Origin of the sequence: Sphingopyxis sp. USTB-05, assembly GCF_023822045.1 — a bacterium.
In the GTDB taxonomy this organism is placed as follows: Bacteria; Pseudomonadota; Alphaproteobacteria; order Sphingomonadales; family Sphingomonadaceae; genus Sphingopyxis.
This window is the reverse complement of record NZ_CP084712.1, coordinates 3,561,775-3,573,243: the sequence shown is the minus strand read 5'-3', so window position 1 is coordinate 3,573,243 and position 11,469 is coordinate 3,561,775. Positions and strand designations below refer to the sequence as shown.

The following is an 11,469-nucleotide window of genomic DNA, read 5'->3' as shown; positions in this document are numbered from 1 at the left end:
ACGGGCGCGAGGCATAGCGGCCCATTTCTAGGGATCGGGCGACATGAGAGCGGCGGTGGTGCGTTCGTGGGCCGCGCGCCAGTTATCGGGACGGATAAAGTCGCCCTGCCAGATGCCGCGCCGTTTCGCCTGCGCTTCGGCTTCTTCCACCATATAGGCGTCGCTAGTCGCCACCGCCCAACCGAGCCGGGTCATTTCGGCGCCAAGGTCAATCCCGTCGGGGAAGGGTGCGGAGCGGCACACGGCAAGGGTGCGGCCGTAACGATCCTTTGCGGCGAATTCGCAATGGAGCGGTCCGGGGCCAGCCAGTTTTTCAAGCGCGGTACGTGCTTCGCGCCCGCATGCCCAGCGTTCCGCGGCGCGCGAGCAATCCTGCCGATATTCGACCGCGTCGATACCGGTCAGGCGGATCGTCAGCGGCGCGTTATCCTGCCGCACCGTCAAGCTGTCCCCGTCGATCACATGGACAAGCGGCACCGTCGCAATCGGGGCCGGCGACGCCAGCCATGCGGCAAAGGCGAGTCCGGCGAGCAGCAGCAGCGCGAGCAGCGACCGAAAGCGCCGCCGCCAACGCAGATGTGCGAGCGAAGAGGAGCCTGAAACCATAGGTGTCGCCTGACTCGATGAAGGGGGCTTTGCAAGGATGATTTAAGTATTGACGATGAGAACAAACCATGTCCAGAATGGACAGATTACCCGACGACCGATGCACGCCCACTCATGCCGAGAACAAGCTTGGGTCCGGATTGGCGGCAAACGGGAGCGAATAGAAAAGTGAATATCGCCGAAATGACGGCATGCTTACGCCAAGGTGGAGTTATGGAAAGGGGGGACGACAGCATGATAGACCTGCAGCCATTGGAAACATCGGCATTTCCGCCGAACGGTTTCGGCGCGGAGCATGACGAGCCTCCCGAAGCGCTCCGTGGGTCGCTCCCTGAAGCTGTTGCGTCGCCACTTTTGTTCGTGGGGTTACCGGGCGATTGTCCCGATCTGACTTCGCTTGCAGATGTACGCTTGGCGAAAACAATATCGGCTCCTTTGGCGGCAAATTATATTCGGAAAACCGCCACGCTCGACATTGTCTGGGTGTCGCGGGCGGACGCGGTCGAACGCGAAACGCTGGCTGACATATGCGCGGCGGCGGAAGCGCAGGGGTGCAACCTGGTTTTCGAAACCGAGCTTCCGGATCTCGACCGGATCATGGCAGTCATTCCCGCGTCGCTCAACGCACAGTTTCTGGTCGACGCCGATCCAACCGACCGGCTCGTCGCGTTGGCGACGGCGCGGCGCGCGCGGGACGGCGTGTTCCACGATGTCGCACGAGACGATGCGATGGAGCGGATCGATCGGCTGCAAGAAGAAGTCGCGCGCATCTCTCGTTTGCTCGGCGACCTCGCCGGACATAGGGGCGGTCTTCCCGGTACGCCGACGGGCTATATTTCGCGGACCGAAGATCTTTCCGACTATCCGGAACAGGTCCGCACGCCGTCGCGCGACTTTACTGCGATGCCGCGCAGCTTCGTTCCCGAAGAGCGCACGCTCGACCGGCAGCGTGCCAAAGCGGTGCGACGGATGCTGCGCCAGCGGCGGATGCGCGAACAATATTTCCCCGCCGACCTGTTCGCCGATCCGGCGTGGGACATGTTGCTCGACCTCTATGCCGCGCGGCTCGAACGCCAGCCGGTCTCGGTGTCGAGCCTGTGCATCGCCGCTGCGGTTCCCGCGACGACTGCGCTGCGCTGGATCAAGACGATGACCGACGCCGGCCTGTTCGTGCGCGGGGACGATCCGCAAGATGGCCGCCGTATCTTCATCGCCCTAGCCGAAGGCGCCTATGATGCGCTGGCCCGATATTTTGAGGCGCTCGAAGAATAGGCTTGGTTCATACCGATTGGCGCGGCATGATTCCGGTCATGAAGAATGCCGTCGAAGTGGTCGTGACTGACCGGATGCAGCAGGGGTATCGCTATACGCGGACCGCCCCGATGGGAAAGGCGTTCGATCCCGATTTCGAACCCGAACTCACGCCTGCCGAGATGTTGGAACTCGGGGTATTCTGCGGCAAATATATGACCGACTGCACCGCCGAATTTCCGGCAAGCTGGTTCAAAAACGCGAAGCTTGCGCCCGAAAGGGCCGACTGCACGCTCAACTATTTCGGCATAAGGGCGAGTGTTCCCTTGCAAGTCTGGGTGCAGAAAGGGTGGATCCACCCCGACGACCCGCGCGGCTGGTTCCAATGGTATTGCCGCTATTATTCGGGGCGACGGATGCCGGGCGAGGACCACCGCCAGATTGCGCGGTGGCGCGCGTTCCGGCGTCACGCCGCGCAAGTGCGCAAACATTGCGAGCCGGGCGATCCCTTTTGCCGGCCGAAACAGCGGCAGGCATTGCTGCAGTGGGCGTATGACAGCCGGGATATCTAGCCGCGACGCGGGGCGCATTTCCCTTCGCGATTGGCCGCACTATGTAAGCGCCATTCAACGGAGTTTCTGTCTATGCCGATCATGGCCGCCCGCGTTTATCATGATGGAAAGCTTGTTCGGGAACTGGGTCCGGACGAAGCGATTCCCGAAGATTGCGATCCGGGTGATTTCTTCTGGCTCGGCCTCTACGAGCCGACACCGGAAGAGCTTGCGGGCATAGCAAAGCGTTTCGGCCTCCACCCGCTGGCGGTCGAGGATGCGCTGAAGGCGAATCAATTGCCGAAGGTCGAAGCCTATGGCGACCAGTTGTTCCTGATCACGCGTACCGCCAATCTTGATGGCGATACGATCCAACCCGGCGAAACGGCTTTTTTCATCGGCCCGCATTTCTTCGTTAGCGTCCGCCACGGGTCGGCGCGTACGCACACGGACGTGCGCGCAAGACTCGAAAGCTTGCCGGCAAAGCTCGCGCATGGACCCGATTACGTCCTTTATGCCGTGCTCGATTTCATCGTCGACGGTTATTTCCCGGTGGTCGATGCGATCGAGGAGCGGATGCTGGGGGTCGAGGACAGCGTCATGGATACGCCGCTCGATGCCGCCGAAATTCGTCACCTTTACAAGCAACGGCACGAGATTATCCGCTTCCAGCGTCTCGTCGGGATGATGAAGGAGGTCGCGGGGCGCCTTGCGACCGATGATGAGCTGCCGAATATCGACCCCGTCGTGCGCCCATTTTATCGCGACATATGGGACCATGTGCAGCGCGCGGAATATCGGCTCGCCGGGCTGCGCGATATCGCTGCATCGGTGATCGAAACCAACGGCATGCTCGAACAACAGCGTCAGGGCGTGATCACGCGCCAACTGGCGGCTTGGGCGGCGATCCTGGCGGTGCCGACCGCGATTGCCGGCATCTATGGCATGAATTTCGATCATATGCCCGAACTTCGATGGGCCTTCGGCTACCCGCTGATCGTTGGCACCATGGGCGGCATCTGCCTGATGCTCTATCTTCGTTTCAAACGGATCGGCTGGCTCTGATCGCGTGAGGTCGCGCTTGCCAGCGGGCGCGGCTTATGGCAGGGGCGCACCTCCCGCATATGGCGACATTCGGGGGCGCTTAGCTCAGTTGGTAGAGCATCTCGTTTACACCGAGAGGGTCGGCGGTTCGAGCCCGTCAGCGCCCACCATCCTCCCCTTGTTGTATCGACCGCGACGGGGCTAAGGCATTTCCCGAGTCTGGAAAGGTCGCCCATGAAACAATTAGTCACTGCCCTTGCGTCGTCGTTGCTTGCCTTGACGTCCCCCGCCTTTGCCGCCCCGACGCAGGGCGATGTCATCATCCGCCACGTCACGATCATCGACGTCGAAGCGGCGAAGCCCGTGGCTGGGCAAGCGGTGGTACTGAAGGGTAACGATATTGTCGCGGTGGGCGACGACGCCGCGATCGCCAAAGGATGGCGCGCCGGGCGCACGGTCGAAGGCAAGGGGCGCTACCTGATCCCGGGATTGTGGGACATGCATGTGCATTTCGGCGGCGGCCCCGAACTGATCGAAGAGAATAAGGCGCTGCTGCCGCTCTATGTCGCGAACGGAATCACGACGATCCGCGACTGTTCGGGGGATTTGCCCGAACAGGTGCTTGCATGGCGCAGCGAAATTGCGAGCGGTAGCCTTTTCGGTCCGCGGCTCTTGACCTCGGGCGCGAAGATCGAGGGGATCGCACCGATATGGAAAGGAACGATCGAAGTCGGAAGCGAGGCCGATGTCGATGCAGCGCTCGAGCGTCTGAAAACGCGCGACAAGGTCGATTTCGTCAAGATCACCGACAGCACGCTGAAACCCGAGTTGTTTCTCTATGCGCTGGGGCGGGCGAAGGCGCTCGGGCTCAGGACTTCGGGCCATATCCCGATGGCGCTGACTACGGAGCAGGCGGTCGATGCCGGGATCAGCTCGATCGAACATCTCGACTATGCCTATAATGCGGGCGCGAAGGACGAAGCCGCGATTGCCGCCGATTTCGCCGCGAAGCGCATCGACCGCGCCGAGGCGAACCGTCGGCTCGATGCGGGGTTCGATCGCGAAACCGCGATGGCGGCCTATCGCCATTTCGCCGCGAAGGGCGTTTTTGTGACGCCGACGCTCAACGGCAGCCGCATCATCGCCAATCTCGATCGCGAAGATCATTCGAAGGATGCGGGCCTCGCCTATATCGGGCCGAAGCTGCGCAAGACCTATGACTGGCGGATCGAGCGCGCGGCAAAGGCCGACGCCGCGGCGATCGCGGCGCGGCACAAGCAGATCGAGGACGTAGCGACGATCCTGCCGATGCTCGCCAAAGCCGGCGTGCCGATCATCGCCGGGACCGACGCGGGTTTCCTCAACAGCTTCAATTACCCGGGCTTTGGCCTGCATGACGAGGTCGAACTGTTCCAGAAAAAGGGGTTGACCCCCGCGCAGGCGCTGGTCTCGGCAACGCGCGCGGGACCCGCGTGGTTCGGTCAGCTTGATCGCTATGGCGCGGTGAAACCCGGTATGGCGGCCGATCTGGTCCTGCTTCGCGCGAATCCGCTTGAGGATATTGCAGCAACGCGCGCGATCGATGCGGTGGTGATGCGCGGGGTCGTTCAGGACCGTCGAGCGATCGACAAGATGCTGTCCGACACGCGTGCGAAGGTCGCGGCGTGGAACGCGGCGGCCAAGCCCTAGGGAGTGATGGCGCGCGCCGCCCGCCGGCCGCGCCACACGGCCCATAAGGTGAATATCCCCATGCCGGCCCAGATGACGTTGAGGACGGCCGACGGGATCGCGCCGTTATACCCCGAATTGATGATGAATCCGCCCGCGCCCACCACGTTCATCCACTGATAGAGATAGCTGCGGCCATCGAGCCTGCCGATCGACAGCAGGACATAGGCAGCGAGGATGATTACGGCAGCGGTCCAGCCGATGACCTCGATCAGGATTTCGAGCGGACCCATCGCGTTTTCCTTTGTCAGTAAGAGCGCGCTTAGCGCAATGTCCGTTCGATAGCCTCGACGGCATCCTTGGCTTCGGAAAGCCGCATTCCCGTCAGGTCGCGCATCCGCTTGATCGCTTCGATCTTGCGGCCGCGGCGGATCATTTCGAGAATCTGGTCGTCGCTATGGACTTCGGTATGGACCTGTACGGTCACCGGTGCCGCGTCGATTTGCACGCTGCGGGGCGGGGAGGGCGCCCGCGGCGGCGGACCCGTCAGGTCGCGCGCGCCGCTGTCACGCCGCAGCGCCAGTACGAGGCCGGCGCCGCAGAGAAAGCCGAGGGCGAAGAGAAGAAGTCCGCTCATCGCCCCCGTGTATCATCAGGCCGCGAGCTTGCGCAGCACATAGTGCAGGATGCCGCCGTTCATATAATATTCGACCTCATTCGCCGTATCGATGCGGCAGAGCGTATCGAAGCTGAACGTCGACCCATCGGGGCGGGTGACGTTCACCGTGACCGTCTGGCGCGGCTTCAGGTCCGCGACGCCGGTGATGGTGAACTGGTCGTCGCCGGTCAGGCCCAGCGTCTCGCGGCTCTGGCCTTCGAGGAACTGCAGCGGCAGCACGCCCATGCCGACGAGGTTCGAACGGTGGATACGCTCGAAGCTTTCGACGATCACGGTGCGGACGCCGAGCAGGTTGGTGCCCTTTGCCGCCCAGTCGCGCGACGAGCCGGTGCCATATTCCTTGCCCGCGATAACGACGAGCGGGGTGCCGTCGGCCTTGTGACGCATCGCGGCGTCGTAGATCGGCATGACCTCCGAACCGTAGCGCGACATGCCGCCCTCGATGCCGGGGACCATTTCGTTTTTGATGCGGATGTTGGCGAAGGTGCCGCGCATCATAACGTCGTGGTGGCCGCGGCGGGCGCCGTAGCTGTTGAAGTCGGCCTTGCTAACCTGATGTTCCATAAGCCATTTTCCGGCCGGCGAGTCCGCCTTGATGCTGCCGGCAGGGCTGATGTGGTCGGTCGTGATGCTGTCGCCGAGGATCGCAAGCGGCTTGGCGTTCACGATATCCGACACCGGCGCCGGGGTCATCGTCATGCCCTCGAAATACGGCGGGTTGGCGACATAGGTCGAGCCCGCGCGCCACTGATATGTGTCCGAACCCTCGACCTCGATCTTCTGCCAATGCTCGTCGCCCTTGTAGACATGGGCATAGCGCGCCTCGAACATGTCGCGGTCGACCGCGCCCGCCACCGCCTCGGCAACTTCCAGATTGGTCGGCCAGATGTCGGCGAGGAATACGTCGTTACCCGACTGGTCCTGCCCGATCGGGGTGGTGGTGAAATCCTCGATCACCGTGCCCTTGAGCGCGTAAGCGACGACGAGCGGCGGCGAGGCGAGGAAGTTCGCGCGAACGTCGGGCGACACGCGGCCTTCGAAGTTGCGGTTGCCCGAAATCACCGCCGCGGCGACGAGGCCATTTTCGTTGATCGCCTTTGAAATCGGTTCAGCCAGCGGCCCCGAGTTGCCGATGCATGTCGTGCAGCCATAGCCGACGAGGTTGAAGCCGATATTGTCGAGATGCTTCTGCAGCCCGGCCTTGACCAGATAGTCGGTGACGACCTGCGACCCCGGGGCGAGCGAGGTTTTGACCCACGGCTTGGGCTTCAGCCCAAGCGCGTCGGCTTTCTTCGCGACCAGACCCGCGGCGACCAGCACGCCGGGGTTCGAGGTGTTGGTGCAACTCGTGATCGCGGCGATGGTGACGTCGCCGTCGCCAATGTCGAAATCCTTGCCCTCGACCGGAACGCGCGTCTGCGCCTTTTTATAGGTGTTCGCCATGTCGGCGTTGAACACATCGTCGACGTCGGGAAGCGAAACGCGGTCCTGCGGACGCTTCGGACCGGCAAGCGACGGCACGACGGTGGCAAGGTCGAGTTCGAGCGTGTCGGTGAACACGGGGTCCGCGGCACCCTCGACGATCCACAGGCCCTGTGCCTTGGCATAGGCTTCGACCAGCGCGATATTCTCGTCGCTGCGGCCGGTCAGGCGCATATAGTCGAGCGTCTTGTCGTCGACGCCGAAGAAGCCGCACGTCGCGCCATATTCGGGCGCCATATTAGCGAGCGTCGCGCGGTCGGCGAGCGACAGCGACGCGAGGCCGGGGCCGAAATATTCGACGAAACGGCCGACGACGCCCTTGGCCCGCAGCATCTGCGTCGCAGTGAGCACGAGGTCGGTCGCGGTGACGCCTTCCTTGAGCTTGCCGGTGAATTTGAAGCCGACGACTTCGGGGATGAGCATCGACACGGGCTGGCCAAGCATCGCGGCCTCAGCCTCGATCCCGCCGACGCCCCAGCCGAGCACGCCGAGGCCGTTGATCATCGTCGTATGGCTGTCGGTGCCGACGCAGGTGTCGGGATAAGCGACCGTCGTGCCGTCGGCGTCCTGGCTCGACCACACCGCCTGCGCGATATGCTCCAGATTGACCTGGTGGCAAATGCCAGTGCCCGGGGGCACCGCCTTGAAATTGTCGAGCGACTTCGAGCCCCATTTCAGGAAGTCATAGCGTTCACCGTTGCGATAATATTCGATCTCGACATTCTGTTCGAACGCCTTGGGATGACCGAATTCGTCGACCATGACCGAGTGGTCGATGACAAGGTGGACGGGGACGAGCGGGTTGATCTTGGTCGTGTCGCCGCCAAGCTTTGCGATCGCATCGCGCATCGCGGCAAGATCGACGACGCAGGGAACGCCGGTGAAATCCTGAAGCAGCACGCGCGCGGGGCGATACTGGATCTCGCGGTTCGAATGCGGGTCCTTTTGCCAGTCGACCAGCGCCTGCACGTCATCCTTTGACACGGTGAACCCGCCATCCTCGAAGCGGAGGAGGTTTTCGAGCAGTACCTTCATCGAGAAGGGCAGGCGCGAAACGTCGCCGAGCTTGGCCGCAGCCTTGTCGAGCGAATAATAAGCATAGCTTTTTCCGCCGACGTCGAGCGTCGAACGGGTTCCCAGCGTGTCGTGGCCGGTGGTGGTCATAGGATTGCAGTCCCCATGTTGGCGCGGCGGGGAATGACGGCCGATGCCCGTTCGGGAGAGCGGAGCTAAGCGGAGTCGCACGCGCAGGTTTATGTCCGCGCCGCCTTACGCCGAGGGTGGGGAAATGCAAGGGGGTGGGGGGAAGATTTGGCTCACGCGAAGGCGCGAAGACGCAAAGGAAAACCGCCGCGTTTCTACGCTCGTCACCCCGGATCAAGCCCGGGGTGACGAGGAAGGGGGGCTTAGCCGGATAGCGCCCGCACCGCCCTTGGTCGGCGGTCCGGGCCGACCGCGACGAAGATGAAGACCGCTTGCGTGACCTTGTGCGCCTCCTCGGCATGGCGGTCGCGAGCCCAGGCTTCGACCTCGACATGCATCGAGGTGCGGCCGACTTTTACAAGGCGGCCAAAGACCGAAACCTCGTCCCCAACGAAGACGGGACGGTGGAAGGACATGCCCTCCACCGAGATCGTCACCGCGCGGCCGCGCGCGTGGAGCGACGCGACCGACGAGGCGGCAAGGTCCATCTGGGCCATCAGCCAGCCACCGAAAATGTCGCCATAGACATTGGCGTTGGCGGGCATGGCAGTGACGCGGACGGCGGGCTGGCCCGCTGGCATGGCCTGATGCGCGGCATCACTTGGCAAGATAGGCCTCCTTCACCAGCGCGCGGGCGCGCATCGATTTGGCCGCGGCGACCATCGCGACCAGCGCGGGGCGCACCTCGTCCCACTTGCGCGTCTTGAGCCCGCAGTCGGGGTTCACCCAAATCTGCGCGGGCGGGACGTGCTTGGCGGCGAGCGTGAGCAGATCGGTCATCTCGCGCTCCGCCGGGATGCGGGGGCTGTGGATGTCATAGACGCCGGGGCCGACCTCGTTGGGATAGGCGTAGGAGGCGAAGGCGTCGAGCAACTCCATCTGTGAGCGTGCGGTCTCGATCGAGATGACGTCGGCGTCCATCGCGCCGATCGCGCGGATGATGTCGTTGAACTCCGAATAGCACATATGCGTGTGAATCTGCGTGTCGTCGCGCACGCCGGACGATGCGATGCGGAAGCTTTCGACCGCCCAGTCGAGGTAATGCTGCCATTCGCTGCGACGGAGGGGGAGGCCTTCGCGCAGCGCCGCCTCGTCGATCTGGATGATCGCGGCGCCGGCAGCCTCGAGGTCCTGTACCTCGTCGCGGATCGCGAGCGCGATCTGGCGGCAGCTTGTCGCGCGCGGCTGATCGTCGCGGACGAAGGACCAGTTCAGGATGGTGACGGGGCCTGTGAGCATGCCCTTCATCGGCAAGTCGGTCTGGTCCTGCGCAAAGCGCCACCAGTCGACGGTCATCGCCCGCGGGCGCGAGACGTCGCCATAGAGGATCGGTGGGCGGACGCAGCGCGAGCCATAGCTTTGCACCCAGCCGGCGCGGGTGAAGGCGAAGCCCGCGAGCTGCTCGCCGAAATATTGCACCATGTCGTTACGCTCGAACTCGCCGTGGACGAGGACGTCGAGGCCGACCTCCTCCTGCCATTTCACCGCGGCGCGCGTTTCGACGCGGAGATATTGGGCGTAAGCGGCGTCGTCGATATCGCCCTTGACGTGCGCGGCGCGCGCCTTGCGGACCTCTGCGGTCTGCGGGAAGCTGCCGATCGTCGTGGTGGGGTAGGCGGGGAGGTTCAGCCGGACCTGCTGCGCTTCGCGGCGGACGGCGAAGGGGGAGGTCCGGTGGGTGGCGCCGGCGTCGAGGGCGGCGAGGCGCTGCGCCACCTGCGCGTCGTGGATCTTGGGCGAGGTCCGGCGTGCGACCGCGGCGATGCGCGAGGCGGAGAAGGCGGCGAAGCTTGCGTCCTCGCCTTCGTTCAGCGCCTTGGCCAGCGCGGCGAGTTCCTCCACCTTCTGCGCGGCGAACGCCAGCCACTGGGCGATTTCGGGATCGAGGCCGGTTTCGAGCGCGAGGTCGACGGGGACGTGGAGGAGCGAGCATGAGGGCGCGAGGATGACGTCGCGCCTGGCCGCAAGTTCCTTGAGGCGCCAATAGAGGTCGGGGAGGTTGGCGCGCCAGATGTTGCGGCCGTCGATGACGCCGAGCGAGAGGAGGACATGCGGCTGGAGCTTCGCCAGCGCGGGGGCGAGCTGATCCGGCGCGCGGACGAGATCGAGGTGCAGGCCGTGGACGGGAAGGTCCGCGACGAGATCGAGATTGTCGCCGAGGCCGCCGAAGTAAGTGGTGAGCATCAGCTTGGGCCCGCGCGTCGCGAGCCGGGCGTAGGCGCGCTCGAAGGCGGTGCGCTGGTCGCCCGTCAGGTCGAGGACGAGGCAGGGCTCATCGATCTGGACCCAGTCGGCACCAAGCGCGGCGAGGCGAGCGAGAATCTCTGCATAGGTGTCGAGGAGCTGGGGCAGCAGGGCGAGCGGCTCGACCGCCTTGCCCTTGGCGAGCATCAGATAGCTGACGGGGCCGAGCAGGACGGGGCGCGTCGCATGGCCGAGCGCCTTGGCTTCCGCAAACTCGTCAAAGATCTTGGTCGAGGCGATGCGGAAGGTCTGGCCGGCGGTGAGTTCGGGGACGAGGAAATGATAGTTGGTGTCGAACCATTTGGTCATTTCCATCGCGGTCGTATCGCCGCCGCAGCAGGCGTTCTGCGCGCCGCGCGCCATCGCGAAATAGAGGTCAGGGTCGACGGTGTCGGCTGCCCAGTCGTAGCGCGGAGGGATAGCACCCACGAGCGCCGAGGTATCGAGCACATGGTCATAGAGCGAGAAGTCGTTCGAGGGCAGGATGTCGGCGCCGAGCGCTTTTTGCCGCGTCCAGTGGAGCGCGCGCAGCCCCGCGGCGGCGGTTTGCAGGTCGGTGAGGGAGGATTTCCCGGCCCAATAGCTTTCGAGCGCGAATTTGAGTTCACGGCGGAGGCCGATGCGGGGGAAGCCGAGAGTGGCGACGCTGACAGTCATTCTTCAAGCACCTTGCAAGGAGCAAGGCGCCGGGCAGACGCGAACGCACAGGATTCCACGCCCGCGAAGCAAGGTCGGGCGCAG

Annotated in this window: 10 protein-coding genes and 1 tRNA gene; 5 read left to right on the top strand and 6 right to left on the bottom strand. The window is 64.0% G+C overall.

Annotated features, from left to right (window positions below; translation table 11 throughout):
- Positions 1 to 27: 27 nt before the first annotated feature.
- Positions 28 to 606: a thermonuclease family protein gene (locus KEC45_RS16630; protein WP_062176323.1), complete on the bottom strand. Its 579-nt coding sequence runs from the start codon at positions 604 to 606 to the stop codon at positions 28 to 30.
- Between the two features lie 411 nt (positions 607 to 1,017).
- On the opposite strand from KEC45_RS16630, the gene KEC45_RS16625 reads away from it, so the two are divergent.
- The 5 genes from KEC45_RS16625 (at position 1,018) to KEC45_RS16605 (ending at position 5,141) form a co-directional block, all read left to right on the top strand.
- A complete protein-coding gene (locus tag KEC45_RS16625; RefSeq protein ID WP_252171157.1) occupies positions 1,018 to 1,878 on the top strand; it encodes a MarR family transcriptional regulator in 861 nt (286 codons plus the stop codon).
- 38 nt (positions 1,879 to 1,916) lie between these two features.
- Complete coding sequence (locus KEC45_RS16620; RefSeq protein ID WP_202966771.1) at positions 1,917 to 2,429, top strand: hypothetical protein; 513 nt, start codon at positions 1,917 to 1,919, stop codon at positions 2,427 to 2,429.
- Between the two features lie 72 nt (positions 2,430 to 2,501).
- On the top strand, positions 2,502 to 3,473 hold the full coding sequence (locus tag KEC45_RS16615) for a magnesium and cobalt transport protein CorA (protein WP_252171156.1): 972 nt from the start codon (positions 2,502 to 2,504) through the stop codon (positions 3,471 to 3,473).
- A gap of 73 nt (positions 3,474 to 3,546) precedes the next feature.
- Positions 3,547 to 3,622 (top strand) — tRNA-Val (locus KEC45_RS16610).
- A gap of 64 nt (positions 3,623 to 3,686) precedes the next feature.
- Entirely contained in the window at positions 3,687 to 5,141 is a 1,455-nt protein-coding gene (locus tag KEC45_RS16605; RefSeq protein ID WP_062176328.1) for an amidohydrolase family protein, read from the top strand.
- Here KEC45_RS16605 and KEC45_RS16600 read toward each other — a convergent pair.
- The 5 genes from KEC45_RS16600 to metE all read right to left on the bottom strand — a co-directional run bounded on the left by KEC45_RS16600 (position 5,138) and on the right by metE (position 11,385).
- The gene (locus tag KEC45_RS16600; protein ID WP_062176332.1) at positions 5,138 to 5,413 is read right to left on the bottom strand and encodes a hypothetical protein; all 276 of its coding nucleotides are present in this window, start codon (positions 5,411 to 5,413) and stop codon (positions 5,138 to 5,140) included. The genes KEC45_RS16605 and KEC45_RS16600 overlap by 4 nt on opposite strands.
- 29 nt (positions 5,414 to 5,442) lie before the next feature.
- On the bottom strand, positions 5,443 to 5,757 hold the full coding sequence (locus KEC45_RS16595) for a ribosomal protein L7/L12 (protein ID WP_062176335.1): 315 nt from the start codon (positions 5,755 to 5,757) through the stop codon (positions 5,443 to 5,445).
- Between the two features lie 15 nt (positions 5,758 to 5,772).
- A complete protein-coding gene (gene acnA, locus KEC45_RS16590) occupies positions 5,773 to 8,445 on the bottom strand; it encodes an aconitate hydratase AcnA (RefSeq protein WP_062176338.1) in 2,673 nt (890 codons plus the stop codon).
- 242 nt (positions 8,446 to 8,687) lie between these two features.
- The gene (locus KEC45_RS16585) at positions 8,688 to 9,065 is read right to left on the bottom strand and encodes an acyl-CoA thioesterase (protein ID WP_062176341.1); all 378 of its coding nucleotides are present in this window, start codon (positions 9,063 to 9,065) and stop codon (positions 8,688 to 8,690) included.
- 16 nt (positions 9,066 to 9,081) lie between these two features.
- Complete coding sequence (gene metE, locus KEC45_RS16580; protein ID WP_062176344.1) at positions 9,082 to 11,385, bottom strand: 5-methyltetrahydropteroyltriglutamate--homocysteine S-methyltransferase; 2,304 nt, start codon at positions 11,383 to 11,385, stop codon at positions 9,082 to 9,084.
- Positions 11,386 to 11,469: the final 84 nt, after the last annotated feature.

Bases quoted from the DNA above. Each gene is read 5' to 3' on its own strand.
- KEC45_RS16615 (WP_252171156.1), top strand. From the start codon at position 2,502: ATGCCGATCATGGCCGCCCGCGTTTATCATGATGGAAAGCTTGTTCGG.
- KEC45_RS16585 (WP_062176341.1), bottom strand. From the start codon at position 9,065: ATGCCAGCGGGCCAGCCCGCCGTCCGCGTCACTGCCATGCCCGCCAAC.
- KEC45_RS16630 (WP_062176323.1), bottom strand. From the start codon at position 606: ATGGTTTCAGGCTCCTCTTCGCTCGCACATCTGCGTTGGCGGCGGCGC.
- acnA (WP_062176338.1), bottom strand. From the start codon at position 8,445: ATGACCACCACCGGCCACGACACGCTGGGAACCCGTTCGACGCTCGAC.
- KEC45_RS16595 (WP_062176335.1), bottom strand. From the start codon at position 5,757: ATGAGCGGACTTCTTCTCTTCGCCCTCGGCTTTCTCTGCGGCGCCGGC.
- KEC45_RS16620 (WP_202966771.1), top strand. From the start codon at position 1,917: ATGAAGAATGCCGTCGAAGTGGTCGTGACTGACCGGATGCAGCAGGGG.
- KEC45_RS16600 (WP_062176332.1), bottom strand. From the start codon at position 5,413: ATGGGTCCGCTCGAAATCCTGATCGAGGTCATCGGCTGGACCGCTGCC.
- metE (WP_062176344.1), bottom strand. From the start codon at position 11,385: ATGACTGTCAGCGTCGCCACTCTCGGCTTCCCCCGCATCGGCCTCCGC.
- KEC45_RS16605 (WP_062176328.1), top strand. From the start codon at position 3,687: ATGAAACAATTAGTCACTGCCCTTGCGTCGTCGTTGCTTGCCTTGACG.